The organism is Pedobacter sp. CFBP9032 (assembly GCF_034045265.1).
Lineage (GTDB): Bacteria > Bacteroidota > Bacteroidia > Sphingobacteriales > Sphingobacteriaceae > Pedobacter.
Window position 1 is genome coordinate 1 of record NZ_JAXCWE010000019.1, and the last position, 26262, is coordinate 26262.

Sequence of the window (26262 nt, forward strand, 5' to 3'; positions counted from 1 at the left end):
GGCTGGCCGCCGAAGGGCTCTTACTTTTTTGCTTGATCAAAAAAGTAACAAAAAAATCAAGGCTTGGATCTGATGTCGGATTAGCGCGTCGAAATTTAAATGGCGGTAGCGCAAGGGCTCGATTTGCTTTGTATTAAAGATTTGTTTTAAGGAGCCGTTCGCACTACCTTGGGTTGGAGGGAGATTTGAACGTTGGTGCAAAAATTTCAACGGCTTCTCCTTCCATCATCTCCTAAGCCGGAGAGCAGGATGGCAATAGCATGTGGTCATAGCAGGGTATCAATCGCTGGCATGTTAACCGTCCTACGGCATAATGCAAAATTTGGTCCCGCAAATCTAAATGATTACCGCAGATTTTTACCCTCATGATTCTGCGTAAATCTTCTTAATCTGCGGGAAAACAATTTAAGCGAGCAGGGTGGCGATAGACTAAACAGCGATTGCAACTCCCCTCCATTGGAGGGGTGCCCACAGGGCGGGGTGGTTTTTGAACTGGCTGTTTTCCGCTGCGCTTGGCCTGCCTCGGCTAGCCGCCGAAGGGCTCTTACTTTTTTGCTTGATCAAAAAAGTAACAAAAAAATCAAGGCTTGGATCTGATGTCGGATTAGCGCGTCGAAATTTAAATGGCGGTAGCGCAAGGGCTCGATTTGCTTTGTAATAAGGATTTGTTTTAGGAGCCGTTCGCGCTACCTTGGGTTGTGGGGAAATTTGAACGTCGGTGCAAAAATTTCAACGGCTTCTCCTTCCATCATTTCCTAGGCCGGATAGCAGGGTGGCCATAGCAGGATGAGAATTAGGATGCAGACTTAGATTTATAACAAGAATGGCTATCGCTATCACTATCCAACAAGGCCAAACCACCGTTTCTTCGTTCTGCTCTTAGACCGGCATGGTCATTTTTTTGGGATGGCACTGACCTAGTCCAGCGACTGACTTGGATAAAAAAAATGCGAGCCGGCAGTTTTGTTTCTTTTGCTGTCAAAAGAAAAAAGGCCCGTCCGGTCAGGACAAAATAGAATCTTTAAAATACGAAGCGTAAAAGAGTTTTTTTTGTACTATTCATCTATCGGCAGGTGTCATCACTTGCCGTAAACTTTTTCCGCTGCGCTTGACTTGCCTCGGCTAGCCGCCGAAGGGCTCTCTTCTTTTTCTTGGCAAAAAGAAGCAAAACCCAAGGCTTGGATCTGATGTCGGATTAGCGCGTCGAAATTTAAATGGCGGTAGCGCAAGGGCTCGATTTGATTTGTAATGAAGATTTGTTTTAGGAGCCGTTCGCGCTACCTTGGGTTGTGGGGAATTGAACGTTCGTGCAAAAATTTCAACGGCTTCTCCTTCCATCATTTCCTAGGCCGGATAGCGAGATGGAAATAGCATGATGAGAATTAGGATGCAGACTTAGATTTATAACAAGAATGGCGATCGCTATCACTACCCCAGCAAGGCCAAACCACCGTTTCTTCGTTCTGCTCTTAGACCGGCATGGTCAATTTTTTGGGATGGCACTGACCTAGCCCAGCGACTGACTTGGATAAAAAAATTGCGAGCCGGCAGTTTTGTTTCTTTTGCTGTCAAAAGAAAAAAGGCCCGTCCGGCCAGGACACGATAGATACTTTTAAACCCGAAGTGTAAAAGACATTTTTTTGTACCATTCCTCTATCGGCTGGTGTCATCACTTGCGGTAAACTTTTTCCGCTACGCTTGGCTTGCCTCGGCTGGCCGCCGAAGGGCTCTCTTCTTTTTCTTGGCAAAAAGAAGCAAAACCCAAGGCTTGGATCTGATGTTGGATTAGCGCGTCGAAATTTAAATGGCGGTAGCGCAAGGGCTCGATTTGTTTTGTAATAAAGATTTGTTTTAGGAGCCGTTCGCGCTACCTTGAGTTGGGGTATTTGAACGTGAGTGCAAAAATTTCAACGGCTTCTCCTTCCATCATCTCCTAGGCCGGATAGCAGGGTGGCAATAGCACGATGAGAATTAGGATGCAGACATAGACTTATAACAATAATGGCGATCGCTATCACTACCCTAGAAAGGCCAAACCACCGTTTCTTCGTTCTGCTCTTAGACCGGCATGGTCAATTTTTTGGGATGGCACTGACCTAGCCCAGCTACTGACTTGGATAAAAAAATTGCGAGCCGGCAGTTTTGTTTCTTTTGCTGTCAAAAGAAAAAAGGCCCGTCCGGCCAGGACACGATAATATTCTTTAAACCCGAAGCGTAAAAGACATTTTTTTGTAGCATTCATCTATCGGTTGGTGTCATCACTTGCCGTAAACTTTTTCCGCTGCGCTTGGCTTGCCTCGGCTGGCCGCCGAAGGGCTTGTTCTTTATTCTTGATAATAAAGAACCAAACAATCAAGGCTTGGATCTGATGTTGGATTAGCGCGTCGAAATTTAAATGGCGGTAGCGCAAGGGCTCGATTTGTTTTGTAATAAAGATTTGTTTCAGGAGCCGTTCGCGCTACCTTGGTTTGGTGCGAATTGAACGTTGGTGCAAAAATTTCAACGGCTTCTCCTTCCATCATCTCCTAGGCCGGACAGCAAAGTGGCCATAGCGATGTTGTTATCATGAGGTACGAAAGATTTCTATTTTTTTCTCTAATGCTATCAATGAACACCGAACCTTTTTTATAAGTCATTCCACGGACGGTGGGTTAAAGCGTTCGTCATCCTGAACTTGATTCAGGACCTATGGTATGATGATTTTTTTCGCTAGGTGCGAAAAGTTCTTATTACACGCCCTTCGGTGAAAGGTGCCGCTAGGCGGATAGGGGGGGGCTACGCTTGGCTTGCCTCGGCTGGCCGCCGAAGGGCTCTCTTCTTTTTCTTGGCAAAAAGAAGCAAAACCCAAGGCTTGGATCTGATGTCGGATTAGCGCGTCGAAATTTAAATGGCGGTAGCGCAAGGGCTCGATCTGCTTCGTAATGAAGATTTGTTTTAGGAGCCGTTCGCGCTACCTTGGTTTTGAGGTACTTGAACGTTGGTGCAAAAATTTCAACGGCTTCTCCTGCCATCATCTCCTAGGCCGGATAGCAGGATGGAAATAGCAAGATGAGAATCAGGATGCAGACTTAGATTTATAATAAGAATGGCGATCGCTATCACTACCCAACAAGGCCAAACCACTGTTTCTTCGTTCTGCTCTTAGACCGGCATGGTCAATTTTTTGGGATGGCACTGACCTAGCCCAGCTACTGACTTGAATAAAAAAAATGCGAGCCGGCAGTTTTGTTTCTTTTGCTGTCAAAAGAAAAAAGGTCCGTCCGGCCAGGACACGATAAAATCCTTTTAAACCGAAGCGTAAAAGACATTTTTTTGTAGCATTCCTCTATCGGCTGGTGTGATTACTTGCCGTAAATTTTTTCCGCTGCGCTTGGCTTGCCTCGGCTAGCCGCCGAAGGGCTTGTTCTTTATTCTTGATAATAAAGAACCAAACAATCAAGGCTTGGATCTGATGTCGGATTAGCGCGTCGAAATTTAGATCGCGGTAGCGCAAGGGCTCGATTTGAATTGTAATAGAGATTCATTTTAAGGAGCCGTTCGAGCTACCTTGGGTTGTGGGGAATTGAACGTTGGTGCAAAAATTTCAACAGCTTCTCCTGCCATCATCTCCTAGGCCGGATAGCATAGTGGCAATAGCGAGTGAATCATTTTTTTTTGAAAAAGGAAGGAGAAATACGATCGCTATGGCCACCTGGCAAGGCCAAACCACCGTTTCTTCGTTCTGCTTAGACCGGCATGGTCAATTTTTTGGGATGGCACTGCCCAAGCCCAGCTACTGACTTGGATAAAAAAATTGCGAGCCGGCAGTTTTGTTTCTTTTGCTGTCAAAAGAAAAAAGGCCTGTCCGGCTAGGACACGATAATATCCTTTAAACCCGAAGTGTAAAAGACATTTTTTGTAGCATTCATCTATCGGCTGGTGTCATCACTTGCCGTAAACTTTTTCCGCTGCGCTTGGCTTGCCTCGGCTAGCCGCCGAAGGGCTTGTTCTTTATTCTTGATGATAAAGAACCAAACAATCAAGGCTCGGATCTGATGTCGGATTAGCACGTCGAAATTTAAATGGCGGTAGCGCAAGGGCTCGATTTGAATTGTAATAGAGATTTATTTTAAGGAGCCGTTCGCGCTACCTTGGGTTGTGGGGATTTGAACGTTGGTGCAAAATTTCAACGGCTTCTCCTTCCATCATCTCCTATGCCGGATAGCGAGGTTGAAATAGCAGAATGGCAATAGCATGTGGTGGTTTTTAATGGGACTTTTTTTTGATAGGTTTTTGCATTTGTATGAACGGTCGGTTAAAACTCGAGAAACAACGACTACTATCACAAGCCTGTTTGAATGGTTAGCGCAACTTTTTGAATATCATTATCAAATTTATGCGACCCAGGGATTTTGATTTTGCTGATGTTTTTCTTCGCCGGAATTGCATTGTACATGGCCAGATCTTCATCGGCGCCAAAAATAAAACATAACTGACTATTAATTTTATTCACTTCCGGCAAGGTTTTATACTTTGCTTCCTTGTTGCCGAAGCCCATCATATCGGTTAATTTAATTACAAAATCGGTTGAAGAAGAAGGGGATAGCAGTATCGTAGATTTTAATTTCGCTTGCAGTTCTTTTGATAACCTTGGCGTTAAAAACAGTGCCGCATCTGCCCCAAAAGAATAGCCAACAATAGAAAATTCAGCGTTATTCCAGGTTTTTAAATAATGCTCGATGATGATAGTGAGGTCTTGTGCCATTTTATCTGGCGTTTTTTGATCCCAAAAATATTTTTTACTGTCCAGACTTACTATTGCATAGTTTTTTTCGGAAAGTGATTCCATCAGGTTTTGAGAGAAACTATTCATTCCACCATCTCCACTCAGGTAAAATATAATTCGTTTTGCTGTTGCTTTGGGCTTTACCGTAAGTGGATACCGAGATAAATCCTGCGCCTGTGCAAAGTGAAGGCTGAATATGAGAAAGAGAAATAAGGATAATTTAAATTTCATGTTATTTGCTTTTCAGTACTGCAACGATTTTATCATATTCACTTTCTTCATAATGGTGATCGCCTACTAAACTACCTAAACGAAAATTAGTTTGAGTAATGGCTCCAAGCGGTTTTTCGTTTTCATTAACACCATAAAAGCAAAAAATGGGAACGTTTAATTTCTTTACTTCCAGGTCAACTTTGTATGAGTAGTTGTCGCCAGAAAGGTTAGTAAGGTCAGCAAAACGAACTTTAAATGCAGTGGTGGCATAAGGAGAGAGCATTTCCAGTGCCATAACATGTCTTTTAGCCCGGTGTGGTAAATTGTTGTAAATGAAAGGAACTACATCAGCACCAAATGAATACCCGCATAAATAAATTTGGTGAGTGTGGTACTGAATGGCATATTTTCGCATCAGCATTGCGATAGCGATGCCGGTCTCTTCCGGATTCCTTTGATCCCAAAAATAATCTCTTGAGTTTATTCCGACCGTATAAAATCCACTTTCGGCAAACTTAATCGCTAAATTATCTTCAAATTTCACCCAGCCGCCATCTCCGGAAAATAAGATCACCAGTTTTTTAGAAAGCGGGTCTTTTGAAGGATAAAAGAAAACTGGTAAATTGAACTCCTTTAATTTAATCCCGGTATTATTCCGGACTCGGTCTCTCTTAAAAAGGGCACAACTACTTAATGATATGGCGCAAATTGCGAGCAAAAATCCGAGTTTTTTCATCGTCTAAAGAATTGAAAAACCGAGTGTAAATGATAAACCATGAGGGTTAATGTCGAGATCGTTGGTACTCATCTTATATCCCTTCAAGCCAACCGCAAGAAAGGTATCTAAGTGTTCGGTAAGCGAATATCTGGCGCCCAGGCCAGCGTAAGTATAAAACCCTGGCTCTCTAACCTTTCTTTTAAGATGTGGTGTAGCATCTTCAGCGATATTATAATGGTTAAACGATACGCCTAACGATGTTTCCGCATATGGTTTAATCTTTTTTGAAGTATTAAAATTGTATTTTAAATTCCCGTAAACCGGGATAAATCTGAGTCGATGAAGGATGAAGCCATTATCATGATGAACAGGTGTTGTCGCATATTCTAAGCCTACGCCGGGTTCTAAACCGTTGGCAAAACGATAATTAAATTTTAGTGATGGTGCATAGAAATAATTGGTATGTGTAGATCTTAGAAGTTCAAACGCTGGCGAAACAGAAAAGCCACCTGCTATATTTCCTGCTTGCTGTGAGAAGCTGTAAAAAGGAAGGATACTGAAAAAAAAATAGAGAAATGTTCTTTTAGCGATCATCGTTTTAGATTAACTAAGAGTAAAACTACTAAAAAAGCCAGTCATGTGTTAAAAGCCTTGGCAACTTTAACATCTTTTTACTAAAACCTAACTTGTTAAACCATATTTAATGTTAAAAATGATAATGCTGCGTATAATTAAGGCGCTTGCGGCACCGGAGGAGGTTGCTATCAAGGCCAGCAATGCGGCCCCGATAGCATAGCGTATATCAACATGTAATACCAATGTTAATAATGGGAACAATAACGCCTCCCCCAAGTCCGGTTAATGAACCCAGTAACCCTGCGAAATAAGCCCCGATGAATAAGATAATACTAAATAAGAGAATAGTCATGTTTACGTGGTGAATTTACGCCTGCGCCGGATTAATTTTCTGAACTTTTTTCTTATACGACCAATAAAATACAATCGGATAAACGAAAAGGTTAAATAAGGTGTTTGTGATCAAACCTCCTATTACCACAATCGCGAGAGGTTTTGATGCTTCCGAGCCAATTCCGGTAGATAGAGCGGCAGGCATTAATCCAATTGCCGCCATTAAAGCCGTCATTAATACAGGCCTGAATCTGCTGGCGATTCCATCCCGCATCGCATCGGTAAAGGTCCAGCTTTCATGATGTTTCAGCTCTGCGATATTCGACTTAAATTTGGTAATCAAAATCACACCGTTTTGCACACAGATTCCGAAAAGAGCAATGAAACCGATCCCGGCAGAAATATTGAAGTTTACGCCGGCTGCTAAAAGGGCTAATATTCCTCCGATCATGGCAAAAGGTACATTATTCAATACCAATAACGCATCGCGGATATTGCCAAATAGCACAAACAAGATTAAAAAGATTAGGAGCAGACTCACCGGAACAGCTTGCGAAAGACGTGAAATAGCTCTTTGTTGATTCTCAAAATCTCCGGCCCACTCTAATTTGTATTCTTTAGGAAGTTTGATCGTGGCATTCACTTTTTGTTGCGCTTCTGCAATTACACTTCCCATATCTCTTCCCCTGATGGAGAATTTAATGGCACCATAACGCTTGTGTTTATCGCGGTAAATCATGCTTGGCCCGGTTATTTTTTTGATGCTGGAAATTTCTGCCAGTTGAACGTTTGAGCCCGCTAATGTTGGAATTCGCAGTTTGCCTATCGAGCTTTCATCATTTCTGAAATCTTCCGGGTAGCGGATAATCAAATCAAATTTTCGTTCCCCTTCATAGATCTGGGTAGCTGCCTTTCCGCCAATCGCCATTTCTATTACCGCGTTTGCATCGGCTGTGCTTACCCCATAGAGCGCCATTTTCTTTTGATCGAGGTTGATCTGTAATTCCGGCTGACCTAAATTGCGCAAGATTCCCAAATCCTCAATTCCTTCTACAGTTTTTAAAATCTTTTCTATCTTTTCTTCTTCCCGTTCGATAAACTCGAAGTTTTCGCCGAACATTTTAACCACAATAGAACCTTTTACTCCGGAAACAGCTTCTTCCACGTTATCAGAAATAGGTTGAGAAAAGTTCAGGCTAATGCCCGGGAAACCATTTAGTTTTTCCTGCATCCGTTCAATCAGTTGCTCTTTACTTTGCTTTCGTTTCCATTCTTTTCTAGGATAAATATCCACATGAAATTCCATGTTGTAAAAACCGGTGGCATCTGTTCCATCGTTCGGACGGCCTGTTTGAGACATTACCTGTTTTACTTCCTCAAAACTCAAAAAGATCTTCCTCATATCGTTTGAAAGCTTCTTTGTTTCATCCAGAGAAATGCTGAGTGGTCCTGTTGCCCTGACGTAAATAGAACCTTCATCCAAACTTGGTAAAAACTCTGTTCCCAGGAATTTGAAGCTGATGGCACCTGCAACAAGCACCATCATGGATATGGTAAACACTAATTTTTTACGTTTAAAACACTTGTTGTAGAACTTGAGCGTGGCTTTGGTAATCCATTCCAGGAAAACATTGTGTTTCTCCTTTACATTCTTTTTGAGCAACACGCTGGCCATGGCGGGTACCAGCGTGAAGGTTAAAATTAACGCACCAAGCAAAGCAAAACTTAATGTCCAGGCGAGGGGCGAGAACATTTTTCCTTCTACTTTTTCGAAGGTGAAAATCGGTAGCAGGCCGGTAATGATAATGAGCTTTGCAAAGAGAATTCCTTTACCATTTTCCAGACTGGCTTTTTTGATGAAGCCGAGTTTGCTCATTTTATTGAAGCGTTCCATGCCTAATTTTTTCGCTTTCATATCCAGCGTTACAAAAATTCCTTCTACCATAACTACGGCACCATCAATAATAATCCCGAAGTCGATTGCGCCCATTGAGAGCAGGTTTGCAGGCATTCCTTTCAACTTTAGGCAGATAAATGCAAAGAGCAGTGCTAAGGGAATAATGATGGAAACAATGAGCGTGGTACGCCAATCGGCCATAAACACGAACACAATAAGGGTAACGAATAAAATTCCTTCGAGCATGTTACCCATTACGGTATGAACCGAATAATTAACCAGATCTTCCCGATCGTAAAAGGCTTTAATCTTCACATCATCCGGCAGAATATTGCTGTTAATAACATCGATTTTTTCTTTCAATCGGCTAATGACCTCGCTTGGATTTCCACCTTTACGCATCACTACAATTCCTTCCACCACATCAGGGTCTTGATCTCTGCCCACCTGACCGAGCCTCGGTAAAGCCGATTCGGCAACATCAGCAATGGTTTTGATGTAGATCGGAGTTCCGTTGATGTTATCCACCACCACATTCCTGATTTCGTCGATGTTGTTTAATACCCCAATTCCCCGCACTACGTAAGCCTGGCCACTTTGCACTATTACATCGCCACCAACATTGATATTACTTTTGGAAACCGCTTCGAAAAGTTCAGTTGCGGTTACGCCGTACTGTATAGACTTTTGTGGATCAACGGTAATTTGATAAGTTTTAACCTCTCCGCCGAAGCTCACCACATCTGCAATGCCTGAAACGGAAAGCAGTTCCCGCTGAATTACCCAATCCTGCAGGGTTTTCAGTTCCCGAACGGTCTTGGTATCACTGGTTAAAGTATAGCGAAAAATTTCTCCGGTAGGTCCGTAAGGTGGTTGCACTTCCGGCTGGATACCTTCCGGAAGATCAGCTTCATCCAGGTGATTATTGACTTGCACGCGGGCCTCCGCATAATCAACATCATCCTCAAAACTTACTTTCACAATTGATAAACCAAATAATGAAGAAGAACGGATGCTGGTTCGTTTTTCAGTTGGATTCATCGCAATTTCCAGCGGGCGGCTCACAAATTTCTCCACTTCTTCAGCACTTCTGCCAGGCCACTGCGTAATGATGGTGATGTTGGTATTCGTTACATCAGGAAATGCATCAATAGTGGTGTTTTTGAAGCTTAAATAACCAGCGAGGATGAGGATGAACGTAGCAAAGAAAATAAAATATTTGTTCTTCAGCGCAAAGCCTATAATGCTTTTGATGAATGTATTCATACGGGGAAAATCTTAAGGATAAAAAGAGTATTACTGGGTTTTCAGGTTTTCAAAAAGGAAAACTTGTTTAGAAGCGATCACACGGTCGCCGGCATTTAATCCCTTATTGATATAGGTTTTACTGGCTGTTTTTCTGCCGAGTTGAACTTCCTGAATGCGCACTTTATTTTCATTGTTCAGGATCAGTACATAATTTTTATTATCATCGAAAATAATGGCACGTGAATTTACCGCGGGAAGGTCAACGCCAGAATGGGCAGAAACTTTCACCGTGCCGAGCATACCCGGTTTTAATAAAGTATTGGTATTGGCAATCACCACGCGTGCGTTCATTACCTTACTATCCTGATCGATCAGGTTATAAATTTTGTCTATTTTACCTTTAAAAACCTGTTCTGGGTAGGATAGGGTAGAGAGATTTACTTCATCGCCAACTCTGATGCGCGAAATATCGGATTCATAAATATTAATCATTGCCCAAACATGAGAAAGATCGGCGATGGTAAACAAACTTTTATCATTATCGCTTCGCAACTGCATATCATCAGTTACGTTTTTTTCGATGACAAAGCCACTAATGGGCGATTTAATCGAATATAAACCAGTGTTGCTTCCACCATTAAGCTTTAAAACTGCATTTGCACGTTTTAACTCTGCTTTTTTAATGAGAAAATCATTTTTAGCTTCTTCGAGTTCTTTCGCTGAGGATAGGCCACTTTCAAAGAGTTGGTCGGCTTGTTTCAGGCTACGCTCAGCGTTTTTAAGTTCAGCATTTGCCGAGATTACCTCCTTGTCAAAGCCCGCCATTTCAGCGCTGGTAACGGAGGCGAGGGTTTGTCCGGCAGTTACCTGATCGCCTAAACGTACATTCACCCGGTTAACTAAGCCGCTTACCATCGGGAAAAGTTCTGATTTCCGGTCTTCATTCGCGCTGATCTTTGCAGAGAACATCAGATCTGACTGATTACTTGCTTGCTGCACCGTATCTATTAATAATCGATTGATCAGGGAATCTGTTATGGAAAATTTCTCTGGTGCGGCTTCAGTTTTATGATCGCTACAGCCTAAACTTAAGCTAATGGAAGTAAGTAAAACTGCTTTTATAATGTTTTTATAGATAATTTGCATATGATTATTTGAAAAGGTTTGATCCCGTTACATAATTTAATTCTTCTCTGGCGCTCCATCTTTCCCGCTGAATATTATTGATTTGTAAAACAGTTTCTTTATAGGATTCGTAGAGGTCTAGAAACTCCATCAAACTGATGTTTCGTTCTCTGAAATTTTTAATCAGACCTGCAATGAGTTGAGCAAAACCCGCATTGAATTCCGGATTGATTTCGGAATACAGTTTTTCATTTCGAAGCGCGGTGCGGTAACTGTTAAAAACCTCGTTATTTAAAAGCAGTTCTTGTTTGCTGACGTTTGTAGTTGCTGCGTCGATTGCAATTTTTGCCTTTTTAATTTCCCCCTGATTTCTGTTGAAGAGTGGAATCGGAATTTTTAATCCTAAACCTGTATATTTTTCCGGGTAATTTCCTTTCAAATCATAGGTTAAAGCGATTTCCACATCAGGAATAGCCATAGCCTTCTGCAGTTTAAGATTCAGTTCGTTGTATTCTAAAGCCACCTTCGCCAGTTTTAAGTCGCTTCTGTTGGTTTTGGCAGAATCTAATAAACTGGCATAAGGAATTTTATCTAACGCGACGGTTTCATTTGATTCAGGGCGTACTAAGCGGAAGTTAGCTTCTGGTTGCAAACCACAAAGCAGGCGCAAATCCCGGTAGTCATCTTCTAGCTCGTTGAGCAAGTTGGTCTGTTCTGTCCGGAGTCCGATTAACAGTGATTTTATCCTGATCACATCTTTCGAAGCCACATTGCCCATTTTCAACTGTGTTTCATAAGCGGAGATCAGGCTTTGTGTCGATTTAAGTTGTTCCTGGTAAACCTGTAAAGATTGAGCATTGAAATATGCCTTGTAAAATGTAGTGCGAAGCTCAAATTTTAGCGTACGCAGTAAATCAAAATATTCTATCTCTGCCATTTTTGCGCCAGATTTGGCCAGTTTGATGTTCTTATTTCGTTTGCCAGCCAGTTTAACCAGTTGGGAAATCGATCCTGCAAACTGACCGTAGGCAAGTGAGGTTTGGAAAAACTTTCCGGTTTCATGGTTGTAGAATAAATTCTCATATTCCAGCTCCGGATTATCGAAAAGTTTGGCCGTAATGATCTCTGCTTTTGCCTGATCGATTTGATAATTGGCGGCCAGTAATTCGAAATTGTGTTTTAAAAACAATGCTTCTGCCTGAGGCAAACTTAATTTGACTGTATCATTTTGCGCAAAAGCTATTTGGTATAAAAGGCTCAGGAAGAGAAAAAGTAGGGTGCCTATTTTTGTCATGCGGCAAATCTATCCCAGCCGAATTAAACGCAAATTAAATCGAAATTAAAAGCAGATTAAAGTTAGAGGAAGGGGAGATGCATTGCCTTGAGCAGGTTTTTTTGATTTTATTGCTTTAAAATTGGCAAACTAATTATAAAAGCACTTTTTTGTTCAGCAGAAATTTTAATATTTCCGTTAAACAAATGAAGTATTTTGTTGGCAATATATAGTCCCATACCTTCGCCTTTTTGCCCTGCATCCGCTGCTTTGGTGTAGAATGGTTTAAATACATCGTCTCGTTCTGAAGCCCGTATGCCTGGACCCTGATCAATAATTTTGATGAGCAACAGATCAGTCTCCTCTACTAAATGGCAACTTACATTTTTGTTGTCAGAAAATTTAAAGGCATTCGCAATGATGTTATCGAGCGCAATTTGCAGCAAAACTAAATTGGCAGAAACGATGATTGCAACATTATCCGTGAGGTGATTAATGATTTCCAGATCGAGGTTTTTATGCTGTTTCCATTCCTTCTGGATCTTAATAAGTAGTTCATCCAAACGAATGGGCGAAAGTTGCGATTCTATTAATTCGAGATCCATTTTAGCCAGGGCAAGTAAGCCAGTAATCATATGTTCTATATTTTCAATATCATCTACAATGGATTGAATTACTGTTTGATAAGCCTTCGTATCTCTTGCTTTTGATAAGGCAAGTTCTGCCGTGATCATCATTCTGGTAAGCGGTGTTCTCAACTCATGCGAAGCATTGGCAACAAAGGTTTTCTGTAATATAAAGGCTTGTTCCAAATCTTCCATCAGGTGGTTAAAGCTTTGTGCAATCAAGTCGATTTCATCTTTAGTCTGACTTTCTTCCACCCGGAATTCCAAATTTTTAGCGCCAACCTTTTTCACTTCTTCCATGAACTTTTTTAAAGGCTTCAGCATTTTCTTTGCCACCCATCTACTCAGTAATAAAACAATTATTGAGATGGAGATAAAGGTGAAAAGCATAATTTTTAGCAACTTATCCAAACGGTTATGCGTGCCCTGATCGGTGGCAGCGGCTAGGATAACAAAATCGCCCTGGTTATCTTTATAATAAATCCCCACCACCTGCCTTTCGCCATCTTTGTATTGCAGGTGTTTCTTCTTCCGAACCGCGTTAATGGTGGCTTTAGTCCAGTATTGGGCAGAATCTCCAATAAATGTGGCTCTGTTTTGATTATCGTAAATTCTAATGACCTCACCATTAAGTTTTTGCAAGTATTTATGGCGAACATCACTTAAGGCATCCCGACTTATTTCATCGGCTTCCAGATAGAGCTTCGCAGTAACCATGGTTCGATCGGTTAAGCGTTCAAAGAAATCGGCTTGTAAGAACTTCATGAAAGTAAAATAGACTACGCATAGCACGGCAAGCAGCATAGAGGTGCTGATCAGCGTGAAATATAATGCGATGCGGTCTTTAATTTTCATTACTTCAAAATATAACCCATGTTTATTTTTGTATGGATGAGTTTGCGGTCGAAATTCTTTTCTATCTTCTTCCGAAGGAAGTTGATGTAAACGTCTATCACATTGGTTCCGGTTTCAAAGTTAATGTCCCAAACCTGTTCTGCAATAAATTGGCGGGATAGTAAACGGTTAGGGTTCCGGAGGAATAGCTCGAGCAAATCAAACTCCTTTGCACTCAATTCAATTTTGATGTCGGCCCGGATTACTTCCTTACTATAGGTGTCTAAACAGAGATCGGCGAAACAAAGTTGATGGTTTTTAGTGTTTTCAATGCCAGTTTGTCTCCTTAATAAAGCATTTACCCGGGCAAGTAATTCTTTCAAATGGAATGGCTTAACCAGGTAGTCGTCCGCACCTGCATCTAAGCCTGTTACCTTATCGTCGATAGTTCCCATTGCAGTGAGCATGAGAATCGGCGTGCTGATATGATCATTCCGGAGGTGTTTGCAAAGCTGAATTCCGTTTAATCCCGGCATCATGATGTCAACAATAAAGAGGTCAAATTTTTGGCTTAAGAAGGTTTGAAGCGCATCTGTTCCGTTATAAACGTTAGCTACGTCGTAGCCGTTTTCTTCTAAAGCTGTTTTAAGGAGGGCGGCAATTTTAACATCATCTTCTGCAATTCCTATCTTGACCATGATGCAAAAGTAGTAATCTCACCTTAAAAGGAGATTAAAATTAGTGAGGTTGATGGCTGACTGGTTTTCTTTATACTGTGCTGTAACTACCTGAGGAGAGTGGCCGCCAGGCTGGCTATAGCGATTGCTACATCAAGGTCTCGCAATTGCGAAGTACGAAGCAATTTTTTTCGATTTATTACAGAAACTTTCTAGCCCGCTGGCTGCGAAAAATCTTTATTATACGCCCTTTTCCTCCTGGGGAAGGTACAAATAGGCGGACATGGGGGTGTTTTTTCCCACTGCGCTTGGCTTGCCTCGGCTAGCCGCCGAAGGGCTCTTACTTTTTTGCTTGATCAAAAAAGTAACAAAAAAATCAAGGCTTGGACCTGATGTCGGATAAATTCGTTAAAGCTTTATTTCGGCAGCACAAGCACCCGATGAAGGATCGGGAGAGGACGCGCTGCCTTGGGTTGTGGGGTATGAAAGATTGTGGTTGAAGCTTTAACGTTTTCTCCTTCCATCATTTCCTATGCCGGATAGCAGGGTGGCAATAGCATGACGAGAAAGTCGGATGCGGACTTAGATTTATAACAAGAATGGCGATCGCTATCACTACCTAACAAGGCCAAACCACCGTTTCTTCGTTCTGCTCTTAGACCGGCATGGTCAACACCTGCCGAAAACTTTTCCCGCTGCACAGCCTTGCCTCGGCTAGCCGCCGAAGGGCATTTACTTTTTTGCTTGATCAAAAAAGTAACAAAAAAATCAAGGCTTGGAACTGATGTCGGATAAACTCGTTAAAGCTTTGTTTCGGCAGCACAAGCACCCGATGAAGGATCGGGAGAGAACGCGCTGCCTTATGTTGTGGTGGGTTGAAAGATTGTGGTTGAAGCTTTAACGTTTTCTCCTTCCATCATTTCCTAGGCCGGATAGCAGGGTGGCAATAGCATGATGAGAAAATTGGATGCAGACTTAGATTTATAAGTGGTTAAAGCTTTAACGTTTTCTCCTTCCATCATTTCCTAGGCCGGATAGCAGGGTGGCAATAGCATAAACGAGAAAATAGGATGCAGACTTAGATTTATAACTAAAAAAATCGATCGCTATCACTACCCAGCAAGGCCAAAGTACTGTTTCTTCGTTCTGCTCTTAGACCGGCATGGTCAATTTTTCGGGATGGCAATGTCCAAGCCTACCCACTAACTTTAACAGAAAAATTGCGAGCCGGCAGTTTTGTTTCTTTTGCTGTCAAAAGAAAAAAGGCCCGTCCGGCCAGGACAAGATAGAATCTTTTAAACCGAAGCGTAAAAGAGTTTTTTTTGTAGCATTCATCTATCGGCTGGTATCATCACTTGCAGTAAACTTTTTCCGCTGCGCTGGCTTGCCCCGGCTGGCCGCCGAAGGGCTTTTACTTTTTTGCTTGATCAAAAAAGTAACAAAAAAATCAAGGCTTGGACCTGATGTCGGATAAATTCGTTAAAGCTTTGAGGGCGGCAGCACAAGCACCCGATGAAGGATCGGGAGAGGACGCGCTGCCTTGGGTTGTAGTGGGTTGAAAGATTGTGGTTGAAGCTTTAACGTTTTCTCCTTCCATCATTTCCTAGGCCGGAGGAGCAGGGTGGCGATAACATGATGAGAATTAGGATGCAAACTTAGATTTATAAAGAATGGCGATCGCTATCACTACCCAGCAGGGCCAAACCACCGTTTCTTCGTTCTGCTCTTATACCCGGCATGGTCAATTTTTCGGGATGGCAATGTCCAAGCCTACTCACTAACTTTAACAGAAAAATTGCGAGCCGGCAACTTTTCTTCTTTGGTTGCCCAAAGAAGAAAGCCCGTCCGGACAGGACACGATAATATCCTTTTAACTCGAAGACTAAAAGACATTTTTTTGTAGCATTCATCTATCGGCTGGTGTCATCACCTGCTGAAAACTTTTCCCCGCTGCGCTGGCTTGCCTCGGCTAGCCGCCGAAGGGCTTGTTCTTTATTCTTGATAATAAAGAACCAAACAATCAAGGCTTGGACCTGATGTCGGATAAACTCGTTAAAGCTTTGCTTCGGCAGAACAAGCACCCGATGAAGAATCGGGAGAGGACGCGCTGCCTTGGGTTGTGGTAGGTTGAAAGATTGTGGTGAAGCTTTTAACGTTTTCTCCTTCCACCATTTCCTAGGCCGGATAGCAGGGTGGCGATAGCATGATGAGAATTAGGATGCAGACTTAGATTTATAACAAGAATGGCGATCGCTATCACTACCCAACAAGGCCAGACCACCGCTTCTTCGTTCTGCTCTTAGACCGGCATGGTCAATTTTTTAGGATGGCACTGACCTAGCCTATCTACTGACTTGGATAAAAAAATTGCGAGCCGGCAGTTTTGTTTCTTTTGCTGTCAAAAGAAAAAAGGCCTGTCCGGCCAGGACAAAATAGAATCCTTTTAAATCAAAGTGTAAAAGACATTTTTTTGTACCATTCATCTATCGGCTGGTGTCATCACTTACCGTAAACTTTTCCCGCTGCGCTGGCTTAACTTTGATCTTCTACCATAAGAAAAATCGCGTCTCAACTTCCATAGGTGGAGTTGAAAACGCGATTTATTACTGAACAACTTGTATTTATCCCTTTCTGGCCATGTCGATCATCATGGAAATTTCATCTACAGCAGCTTCGTTACCACCATCAAAACCCATCAGGTTAAACCTGATATTTCCTTGAGGATCAATCACAAATTTTGATGGAATTCCATTTACTTTATAATCACTTACTACTTTGTTAATTTTAGTTTCAGGGTCTTTATTATCCATCAATACTTCAAAATTATAGTTTTGCGATTTAATGTAGTCTGCAGCATCTTTAGTTGGGTTAGGGGTTTTCTCCCAGGTGTGAATAAACAAGAACTGTACAGTAGGGTCGTTTTTATATTTATTTACAGCCATTTGCATTGCAGGAAACGATGCCTTGCACGGTCCGCACCAGGTTGCCCAGAAATCTAAAATCACAGTCTTACCTTTCAAACTGCTTAAGGTAACTGATTTGCCGTCCAGATCGGTTAGCGTAAAATCTGCCGCGGGTTTTTTAATTATTTCTTTACTTAATTTTTGCTGTAGATTGGCGATAATGCCTTTCCTGATCTCTGCAGCATATTGGTCAAAACCGGCTTCGCTACCTTTTACTTTAGTATAAAGCTTTTTGAAAGTAGCACTCATTTCATCATCCGCCTTACCAGATTTTACAGCTTCTTCCAGCTTGGTATACGCTTCCTGGTTTCTGTTCAATGCCATTAAAATTTTAGCGTACTGGAAATTTGTTTTCGGAGAAGCAGTCTTTGGATTGGTCGTTGCTAATTTCGCATACTGAAGTGCCTCGTTGTATTTTTTTTGTTCATAGAGTACATTGGCATAACTCATGGTTAAATAGGGATAACCCGATGCAGCAAATTTCGATGAGTTCTCATTAGGTAATTTCCCATCATAATAAGCTTTTGCACTTTCTGTTGCCTTTTTATAAAAGAGGGCTGAATTTTTTAAATCTCCGGTTCTATAAAAAGCTTGACCAAGACTACTATAAGCATTGCCTTTCCAAAAGTCTACTAAAAACTTATCCGCATATTCCATTGCTTTCGCAGTATTTTTTTGTTCTGCATAACCACTTGCAATGCTGCTGGTTACGTAGTCGTAAGTAATTAAATCATCGCCACTAAAGTTGGAGGGTGGAAATTTCTTAATCCATGCTTTATAAGCGATTTCCTTTTCTGCAGGCGTTTTCAGTGGAAAAATTTCGTCTGAAGCCACTTTGTTTCTGGCACGCATTCCATTCGGAAATTTAGTTAACTGCACTTCCAGCAAAGAATCCGTCGCCTTTTGATTTTTCAACTGGAAATAATAATTGATGGCCATGTTCATTTCCTTTTCATCATTGGCTGCAGCCAGGCGCTTAAGTTGGCCATTAAGCAGCACATGGTCTGCAGGATTTTTTGAAGCGACCAATTTGTCCAGATAAATTTTTGTGGTATCAAGTGGTTTTGTTTGCGCGTTAAGTTGAATTGATGCAGCCATCAATCCAAGTGTGCCAATAAAAAGGCTTAATGTTTTCATATTTTAATCTTTAAAAATTTCTGATAACTTTTTGGTTAATTCTTCGCCTCTTAAATCTTTGGCAATAACTTTGCCTTCTTTATCGATCAAAAAGCTTGCTGGTACAGATTTTACACCGTAAGCTGTTGCGGCTGTATTCGTCCAGCCCTTTAATTCTGAAACATGTTTCCAGCCTAGCCCATCGTCTTTTATGGCTTTTAACCAAGCTTCTTTTTTGCTGTCAAGGGAAACACCTAAAATCTCGAATCCTTGATCATGGTATTTTTGATAGGCGGCAACAACATTTGGGTTTTCTTTCCTGCAAGGCACACACCAGCTTGCCCAGAAATCAATCAATACATATTTCCCCCTTAATTGTGATAATTTTAAAGGCTTACCGTTCACATCATTCATGGTAAAATCGGGAGCAACTTTTCCTGGGGCAGTTTTATTTAGTAAATCTAAACTCGCCTTAATGGCTTTGCCGATGTATGAATTTTTAACCTCGGGCTTAAAAAGTGTATACATTTCTGCCGCCTGTTGTGGATAGTTGTAATTAATTAAACGTTCTTCAACAATGGCTGCAACAGCTACCGAACCTGGATGCGCCAGTACGTAATCCTTAATTGCTTTTTGATTAAGTACATCCAGATTTTTAAATTCATCATCGAAGGGCTTGCGCTGCTCTGGAGTAAGCGTTACTTTGCCTTTTTGAGTTGCACTATCTAATGCAGCATAAATCATTCCCGCTTTTGAAGTAATGGTTTTCCAGGGGCCATTATAAAAAGCAAGATAGACATCGGTTTCTGGTGATCCAATAATTTTAGCATTAAATAAAGAATCTTTATGCCCTTCAAACGTCATTGCTTTATTTTCAAGAAGAAAATATTTTTGCTCCCTAATTTTTGGCATTTGAATGCTATACATCATCACCTCTGGTGTTGTTCCGGAAAATGTAAATTTTCCATTAGTAATTTTGGTCGAATCTTTAATTTCCTGATCACCAATCTGATGAGTAAGATAGATTATACCGTTCTCTATACCCCTGATATTTCCAGAAATTTTATAGCCAGGTTGAGGCTTAAAAGCAGTTGCACCTATTAAAAGTGCCGCTGCTAAAGCGATATGTTTTGTTTTCATTTTGTAGGTTGATGATAATTGCCGCTGTAAAATTACCAGTTGAAGCTTGTTGAAATACCCAGGGTAAATCAACAAGCTCAAACTGGATTTTTATATTTTACTAATTATAACCCAAATTCTGAGTTAATGCAGTATTGATTAAACGTTGTGCATCTGGTATCGGATATAGAACCGAAGTCGCTTTCCATGTGGTTGGCTTTAAGGAACCAATTACCGCATTGGCTCTATTTGTTCTTTTTAAATCAAACCAGCGGTGCCCCCATTCGCCAAAAAGTTCCATCTTTCTTTCTTGTTCAACCGCAGAAAGCATTTGAGCCTGGGTTAATGTGGGGCTAACACCCGCTAAACCAGCTCTTAATCTCACTGCATCTAAATCTGTTTTGGCGCCGCTCAAATTGTTTTGTTGCGCCCTGGCTTCTGCCCTGATTAAATATTGTTCAGCCAATCTTAAAGCAACGTTATATTCATTTCCGGTGCCAGAACCTATCTTATATTTAGTAATCGAATAATAAATTTTGCCTCCTAAAGTTTTTGCCGATGTCCAGTTTGCCCTGCGTAAATCGCTTGTACTTTCAAAGCTCTGGTAGGTGCCATCGGCTAAAGAGTAAACTGGGATTGATGCTGCAGCTGATACGTATCCATTACCTGGTACAGATACGCCTGTTGTGTTGCCTATCTGCCAGATAATCTCATTACTGTTATTGATAAACGCTAATTCCGGAGCCGGTAAGCTATAAGTGCCAGTGCTTATTACTTGTGCAGCCTGCGCTTCAGCGTTTGCATAGTCTTTTTGATAGAGGTACACGCGGGCCAAAAGCGCAGTAGCTGCATGCTTGTTAGCACGGCCTCTAAATGTTCCGGCATAAGTAGTTGGTAATACAGCTTGAGCTTCAGTCAAATCTTTTATAATTTGTTCATAAACCTGTGCTGATGGAGTACGTGGTAAAGCAGCATTTTCAAATGCGGAATAATCGTCTTTTAATGGGAGAGGAATATCTCCAAATAAATTAACGGCGTAGAAATAAAAATAAGCCCTTAGGAATTTAACTTCGCCTAATAACTGTGCTTTTGTAGAAGCCGTTAAAGTTGTAGAAGCCGTAATGCCACTAATGGCATTATTAGTATTTTTTATTGGCTGATAAATATTGCCCCAGGTATTATTCACAAAGCTATTGGTACTTAGCAGTGCATTTTTAGAAAATTCCTGAATGCCCGCATCTGTGCCATTATATTGTACATCATCGCTAGAAATTCCAGGATAAAATGTAACATAAGTGAGGAAGCCATTTACCGCCGCAGAAGATTGCGAATATATGCCCATCACCACGCTCTGTGCTGATGCATCCGTTTTGAACGCGTCATCAAAACCAATCTGGGTAGGGGGCGCACCTAATTCTACAAATTTTTTACAAGATGAAACAGTAAACACTGCTCCAATAATCAATATGGTATAAATGAAATTTTTATAATTTTTTTTCATGATTTTTTGATTAAAATGAACAGTTAACACCAAATACAATCGTTCTTAGTGGCGGTACAACCTGGCCGATTGTTCCTGTACCTAAACCTGGAGGACCTCCGCCTACAGTAGTTTCGGTATCCAGTACATATTTATTCTTAGCCCAGGTATATAGGTTTTGCCCTTGAACAAAAATGCTTGCATTTGAAATCTTTACATGTTTAAGCCATTCTTGTGGTAGGGTATAAGATAAGTTTACCGATCTTAATTTTAGATAAGAAGCATCGCCGTAAACTGCGTCTGATTGTGTGTAAAAATTGTAGGAAGCTGCGATGGCTGTGCCGGCAGTAGCAGAAGATCCAGGGATATTAGATGAAGTATTTGATGGTGTCCATCGGTCTAACCAATAATCATTTTGATTTGTTAATGCGCCAGGGCGTGTATTTAAAATTTGAGTAACCCCAAAACGGTGATTGAACTGGAAAAATATCCCTAAATCAAAGCCTTTGTAGGAAAAGGTATTGTTAAATCCTCCAAAGAAAGGTGTTCCAAGGTCTACCACATAACGGTCGTTAGTATTAATTATTCCATTTCCATCTCTGTCTTCATACATTGCTGCTCCATTTGCAGGGTTTACACCAAGAAAGTGATAAGGACGGAATAAGTTAATGGATTCCCCAACCACATAACTGAAAGAAACAAATGATTTATCAAGATTAGGGAATTCTACCAACTTATTATTGGTAAAGGTTAAGTTAAGGGATGATTTCCATGAAAAATCTTTAGAAGCAATGTTTGTAGTATTCAATTCTAATTCTAGACCCTGATTTTGAATAACAGCAGGAAGATTTTGTGTGTATGAATTATAACCGCTCTGGAAAGCCACGGCATTGGAGGTAATTTGATCAGAAGAACGGTTTCTGTAATAATTGGCTGTAAATGTAATGCGATCTTTTAAAAAGCCTAAGTCAATTGCCAGATCTAGTTTTTTGGTTGTTTCCCATTTAATAGTTTGATTAGGAAGACCGTTTGGTATTATAGATGCATTACCTAGGTAAGGTGTTGTTGGATTATACAAAGGCAAATAAAGATAATTTGGAATCTGATCATTACCCGTAGTACCGAAACCAGCTCTCAATTTACCAAAGCTTAGGAAGGAGAGATTATTTTTAATAAAATCTTCATTAGAAAATATCCAGGCAGCACCAACTGCGCCAAAATTACCAAAACGGTTCTCTGGGCCAAATCTTGATGAACCATCTCTTCTGAAAGTTGCATTGACCAAGTATTTGTCTTGCCAATCGTAATTTAATTTAGCAAATACCGCGTTGTATTTATATTTTACGATGTTATTATAGCGTATAGTTATTGTTCCGGCAGCGCTAAGGGTACCCAAAAGGTCTTCAGAACTGTAGTTGTTTCCGAAAATAGATGATCCATTTGAAGTGTTTTGTTGGAAACTGCTACCAATTAGAGCTGTAAACTTGCCTCCGCCTAAATTCCTGGTATAATCCAATGTTGGCTCTACAATCCAGTTTTGGGCATTTAAATTTGTAAATGTTGCACTACTAACCGGATTGCTTGTTGGATTTTGAGAAGAAAATGGGTCTTTGTTAATTTGTTCTAACCTGGTATTGGTGTACCCAAAATTAGTTTTGGCCGTTAATCCAGGTAAAATGCTGTATTTAAGATTAGCATTGGCGATTAAATTATTGGTTACGCCAGTATATTCTTTCAGTAAGGAGGCCATTGGATTTGTAAAGCTACCAAACCAATATAATCTGTTATTAGCATCATATAAAGGCAAATTAGGAGGTAAATTATATGCTGAAGATACATCTGATGCGGGCAGTTTAGTATTATCGTTGCTATAACTAACAGAGAATGATGCACCAAACTTTTTGTTTTGTGAAGTATGATCAAGATTTAATCTTGAAGTAAATCGCTTATTGCCATTATCACCTAAAAATACACCCGTTTCTTTACGATAGCCAGAGTTGAAGAAGAATCGCGTTTGTTCATTGCCACCAGATAATGATGCCTGTACTTCATTTACATGACCGCGGTTTCCAATCAATAATTTTTGAAAATCAGTTGAACTGTTTTGATCCCAAAGCGTCAAATCCGGAGCATTCGTAGCATTTGGCGTAGCATTGTCATTCTGGAATGCTTCTTTTCTCATAGCCAAATAATCCTGAAGATTTAACATTGGAATAAAGCGGCCAACTTCTGTAAAACCTGTACTCAAATTTGCACTTACTCTTACCTTTCCAGATTGTCCTTTTTTTGTAGTGATCAATACTACACCGTTTGCACCTCTCGATCCGTAAATAGCTGTAGCGTCTGCATCCTTCAAAATGTCTATCCGCTCAATGTCAGATGGGTTAATCATCCCAAAAGGACTGATACCGCCACTTGCACCAGATGTTCCAAAAGCATTTAGGTTGTCTGATGGAGGAGAACCTCCATTAAAATTGGTAAAGGGTACGCCGTCAATTACATATAATGGGATACCGCCTTGCGATAAAGAATTCTGACCACGGATTTGTATCTGCACCGCACTTCCAGGAATACCGTTGTTTTGAGCAATCAACACACCCGGCATTCTGCCAGAAAGTGCTGCTAATGGGTTTCCAACAGGTTGTTTCTGAATCTCATCAGCAGATATGGAAGCAACAGCGCCCGTATTCAACTTTCTTGTTGTGGTGCCATAACCAATCACCTGAACCTCGTTCAAACTTCCTGCTTCCGGAATCAAGGCTGTTTTTAATGAGTTTGTTTTCTCATCAACGGCTATTTCTTTGGTTACGTAACCCACATAACTGAATATGATGGTAATGGTTTTGCCAGCAGGGATGTTAACACTATAATGTCCGTACTGATCTGATGCGGTACTAAACTCTTTATCTCCTTTAATGCGAATAGATACACCAGGGAGTGGAATTCCCTCCTCATCAGTCACCATTCCGGTTAAACGGGTATCGTTAACACTTGTTATAGTGTTCGCCACAGGAAGCTTGGAAATGAGAATTTTATCACCTAGCTGATTATAAGTTAAACCCGTGCCATTTAAAATCAGGTCTAATGTTTCTTTAACCGTTCTGGCGCCTAAAGGAATACTTACGGGTTTGAGGTTTTTAAGTTCGTTATTGCGGTACAGAAAACGAAACTGACTATTTTGTTCAATTTTTTTGATTGCCGAAGTGATTGGCTCCTGATTCATCTCGATCGTAACTTGTACTTGCTGAGTAGATTGGGCAATAACTTCTGTAGCAAACAGGCATGGGAGAGAGGTAATAAATACGATAGCAATGATGGAGCTGATGCGCATAAGCTGACGAATTAAATATCGTGTTTGGGGTGATGCAGTGAAGAAAGCATATTTCTTCCTGCCCTCTGCCGATTGTGCAGAAAAATACATAATTTTAAATGTTTAAAATGAATCCTAGAAAATTGTTTAAACGCGTAGATACAGTTAGCGCTGTATCTGCAACGGCTCCTTGTTTAGCGACAAGGAGTTTTTTTATTCATTTAAATTCGCAGCTGGTAAGTTTTTTTCATGTTGTTTAGTTTAGTTGATTGTTTATTATTCACATCCGTCGCCTTTGATGGTTATGCCGCCAGCGGTAGTTTGGTATTGTGCGTGGTTATAAGAGCAGATAATCTTCAGTATCTCATCCAATGATTCCCCCTTTAAAAAAGTAGCCGTAAACCTGCATTTTTTAGAAGAATCATTTTCTACGGTAATAGTGGTGTTGAATCGCTTGGATAATGCCTGCGCGGCTTCTTCCAGGGATATGTCATCAAAGAAAATATCACTTTCCTGCCATTGTACAGTGTTTTTAGCGATCACTTTGTTTAGATTAGACAGTTTGTCTTTCTTGTTAAAGGTAATTTGTTGGTTTGGAGTTAGAATGGCTAAAACAGCGTTACTATCCAATACACTTACTTTCCCCCTCGTTACGGTAACTGAAATTTCATGATCGCGGTCATAAGCTTTGATGTTAAATGCAGTTCCTAAAACAACCGTGCTTAGGTTGCCTGTGTGTACGGTGAAACTTTTTTTAAGGTCATGCCTGATGTCGAAGTAGCCTTCTCCCGTTAGCGTAACCGCTCTTTTTACCCCGAATACTTTAGGATAGCTGATGGAGCTGTTGTTATTTAAAATTACCGTACTTCCATCTGGCAAGTTTACCTTTTGATGTTCATTTCCGGTTTTAACCGTTAATAACTCTACAGGTTTGTCAGATTGCACTACTTTCTTAGCAGTTTGATTGGCTGCGGGAGGTGTGGTTTTAGTTTTATTGTTGAAATATAAGGTAGCCAGGCAAATGATAAAAAGAGCTGCTGCCCAACCCAGCCACTGGACGGATAGATTGGGTGTCTTTGCATCTTTTTTAGCATCTGATGATAGCACTTTTGTTAATATTGAATCTGCCTTAACTGGATTAAGTTCTACCTCCGGGCTTTGATTCCAGAAATTATCCATCACCAAATCAATAACGGTAGCGTCATCTGCGTTTTTAACGATCGCCATAAACTCCTTCAATTCTGCAGGAGAACATGTTCTACTTACGTACTTATTAAATAAATAGGAAGACCTTTCCTGTTCCATCTTGTTTGGTTTTAGGCTGAAGAAGGGTTTATTTTCTATAGCTATTAAGATAATGACAATCTTAAAAACAAAAGGAGGTAGTGAAATACTAAATTATCGAATAAAAAATAATAAAAGGGGCACCGCCTTTATTTCATCATGTAACATTAGGTAGTTTTTGATTGATTTAACCGCATCTCTAAGGTGTGTTTTTACCGTTAGTGGAGATAAGTTTAATTTTTCGGCCACATCTTTTTGTTTTAAGCCTTCAATATGGCAGAGGTTATAAACTAATTTCTGTTGAGGCGGAAGTTTTTCGATAGCAGAATCCAATAACTTCTTGGTTTCTCTAAATTGAATTTCATTTTCAGTACCAGAATCGATATCTGAATTGTTTTGATTGGCGATTTGATAGTTTTTTTGTTCGCTGGCTATCTTTTTTAATGCATTCAAGGTTTCATTCCGGGTAGTAGTTCTTAAAAAGCCACCAAAATTTTCTATTGTTAATAAAGTTTTTCTTTTGATCCAAAGTTTGATAAAAACATCCTGCACAATTTCTTCGGCTGCGGTATCTTCCTGGAGAATGCTCAAAGCATAACCGTAAACCTTATTCCGGTAAAAGTTAAAAAGAATGCCGAAAGCCTGCTGATCTCCCTTGGCAATTTTTGCCAGGATCAACTTTTCATCCGCCAGTTCCTTTTGCAT

At 40.7% G+C, this 26262-nt stretch carries 14 protein-coding genes and 1 pseudogene; all 15 read right to left on the reverse strand.

Going from position 1 to position 26262, the window contains the following annotated elements:
• Positions 1-4321 precede the first annotated feature (4321 nt).
• Positions 4322-4996 (reverse strand): AcvB/VirJ family lysyl-phosphatidylglycerol hydrolase, encoded by a 675-nt coding sequence (locus SOM16_RS22125; RefSeq protein WP_320466176.1) that lies wholly within the window; start codon positions 4994-4996, stop codon positions 4322-4324.
• A gap of 1 nt (position 4997) precedes the next feature.
• Entirely contained in the window at positions 4998-5714 is a 717-nt protein-coding gene (locus SOM16_RS22130; RefSeq protein ID WP_320466177.1) for an AcvB/VirJ family lysyl-phosphatidylglycerol hydrolase, read from the reverse strand.
• A 3-nt stretch (positions 5715-5717) separates the two neighbouring features.
• Positions 5718-6290, reverse strand: coding sequence for an outer membrane beta-barrel protein (locus SOM16_RS22135; RefSeq protein ID WP_320466178.1), 573 nt, complete (start codon positions 6288-6290; stop codon positions 5718-5720).
• A gap of 96 nt (positions 6291-6386) precedes the next feature.
• A pseudogene (locus SOM16_RS22140) lies at positions 6387-6624 on the reverse strand (TSUP family transporter); the annotation flags it as partial.
• 15 nt (positions 6625-6639) lie between these two features.
• A complete protein-coding gene (locus SOM16_RS22145; protein WP_320466179.1) occupies positions 6640-9768 on the reverse strand; it encodes a CusA/CzcA family heavy metal efflux RND transporter in 3129 nt (1042 codons plus the stop codon).
• A gap of 30 nt (positions 9769-9798) precedes the next feature.
• Positions 9799-10896 carry an efflux RND transporter periplasmic adaptor subunit gene (locus tag SOM16_RS22150; RefSeq protein ID WP_320466180.1) on the reverse strand — a complete coding sequence of 366 codons (1098 nt, stop codon included), beginning with the start codon at positions 10894-10896 and terminating at the stop codon, positions 9799-9801.
• A gap of 4 nt (positions 10897-10900) precedes the next feature.
• Positions 10901-12169: a TolC family protein gene (locus SOM16_RS22155; protein ID WP_320466181.1), complete on the reverse strand. Its 1269-nt coding sequence runs from the start codon at positions 12167-12169 to the stop codon at positions 10901-10903.
• Positions 12170-12276: 107 nt separating this feature from the next.
• The gene (locus SOM16_RS22160; protein ID WP_320466182.1) at positions 12277-13629 is read right to left on the reverse strand and encodes an ATP-binding protein; all 1353 of its coding nucleotides are present in this window, start codon (positions 13627-13629) and stop codon (positions 12277-12279) included.
• Entirely contained in the window at positions 13629-14306 is a 678-nt protein-coding gene (locus tag SOM16_RS22165; RefSeq protein WP_320466183.1) for a response regulator transcription factor, read from the reverse strand. Before SOM16_RS22165 ends, SOM16_RS22160 begins: the two co-directional genes overlap by 1 nt.
• Positions 14307-16906: 2600 nt before the next feature.
• On the reverse strand, positions 16907-18385 hold the full coding sequence (locus SOM16_RS22170; RefSeq protein WP_320466184.1) for a redoxin domain-containing protein: 1479 nt from the start codon (positions 18383-18385) through the stop codon (positions 16907-16909).
• Positions 18386-18388: 3 nt separating this feature from the next.
• On the reverse strand, positions 18389-19504 hold the full coding sequence (locus SOM16_RS22175) for a TlpA disulfide reductase family protein (protein ID WP_320466185.1): 1116 nt from the start codon (positions 19502-19504) through the stop codon (positions 18389-18391).
• Between the two features lie 100 nt (positions 19505-19604).
• The gene (locus SOM16_RS22180) at positions 19605-20984 is read right to left on the reverse strand and encodes a RagB/SusD family nutrient uptake outer membrane protein (RefSeq protein WP_320466186.1); all 1380 of its coding nucleotides are present in this window, start codon (positions 20982-20984) and stop codon (positions 19605-19607) included.
• Positions 20985-20994: 10 nt separating this feature from the next.
• Positions 20995-24384, reverse strand: a complete 3390-nt coding sequence (locus SOM16_RS22185; protein WP_320466187.1) for a TonB-dependent receptor — start codon at positions 24382-24384, stop codon at positions 20995-20997.
• A 165-nt stretch (positions 24385-24549) separates the two neighbouring features.
• Positions 24550-25578, reverse strand: coding sequence for a FecR family protein (locus SOM16_RS22190; protein ID WP_320466188.1), 1029 nt, complete (start codon positions 25576-25578; stop codon positions 24550-24552).
• A 93-nt stretch (positions 25579-25671) separates the two neighbouring features.
• A complete protein-coding gene (locus SOM16_RS22195) occupies positions 25672-26262 on the reverse strand; it encodes an RNA polymerase sigma factor (RefSeq protein WP_320466189.1) in 591 nt (196 codons plus the stop codon).

What these genes read in the sequence shown, in the direction of transcription:
- SOM16_RS22135 (WP_320466178.1), bottom strand. Translation starts at nt 6,290, where the DNA reads ATGATCGCTAAAAGAACATTTCTCTATTTTTTTTTCAGTATCCTTCCT.
- SOM16_RS22155 (WP_320466181.1), bottom strand. Translation starts at nt 12,169, where the DNA reads ATGACAAAAATAGGCACCCTACTTTTTCTCTTCCTGAGCCTTTTATAC.
- SOM16_RS22170 (WP_320466184.1), bottom strand. Translation starts at nt 18,385, where the DNA reads ATGAAAACATTAAGCCTTTTTATTGGCACACTTGGATTGATGGCTGCA.
- SOM16_RS22190 (WP_320466188.1), bottom strand. Translation starts at nt 25,578, where the DNA reads ATGGAACAGGAAAGGTCTTCCTATTTATTTAATAAGTACGTAAGTAGA.
- SOM16_RS22165 (WP_320466183.1), bottom strand. Translation starts at nt 14,306, where the DNA reads ATGGTCAAGATAGGAATTGCAGAAGATGATGTTAAAATTGCCGCCCTC.
- SOM16_RS22160 (WP_320466182.1), bottom strand. Translation starts at nt 13,629, where the DNA reads ATGAAAATTAAAGACCGCATCGCATTATATTTCACGCTGATCAGCACC.
- SOM16_RS22145 (WP_320466179.1), bottom strand. Translation starts at nt 9,768, where the DNA reads ATGAATACATTCATCAAAAGCATTATAGGCTTTGCGCTGAAGAACAAA.
- SOM16_RS22130 (WP_320466177.1), bottom strand. Translation starts at nt 5,714, where the DNA reads ATGAAAAAACTCGGATTTTTGCTCGCAATTTGCGCCATATCATTAAGT.
- SOM16_RS22185 (WP_320466187.1), bottom strand. Translation starts at nt 24,384, where the DNA reads ATGTATTTTTCTGCACAATCGGCAGAGGGCAGGAAGAAATATGCTTTC.
- SOM16_RS22175 (WP_320466185.1), bottom strand. Translation starts at nt 19,504, where the DNA reads ATGAAAACAAAACATATCGCTTTAGCAGCGGCACTTTTAATAGGTGCA.
- SOM16_RS22150 (WP_320466180.1), bottom strand. Translation starts at nt 10,896, where the DNA reads ATGCAAATTATCTATAAAAACATTATAAAAGCAGTTTTACTTACTTCC.
- SOM16_RS22195 (WP_320466189.1), bottom strand. Translation starts at nt 26,262, where the DNA reads ATGCAAAAGGAACTGGCGGATGAAAAGTTGATCCTGGCAAAAATTGCC.
- SOM16_RS22125 (WP_320466176.1), bottom strand. Translation starts at nt 4,996, where the DNA reads ATGAAATTTAAATTATCCTTATTTCTCTTTCTCATATTCAGCCTTCAC.
- SOM16_RS22180 (WP_320466186.1), bottom strand. Translation starts at nt 20,984, where the DNA reads ATGAAAAAAAATTATAAAAATTTCATTTATACCATATTGATTATTGGA.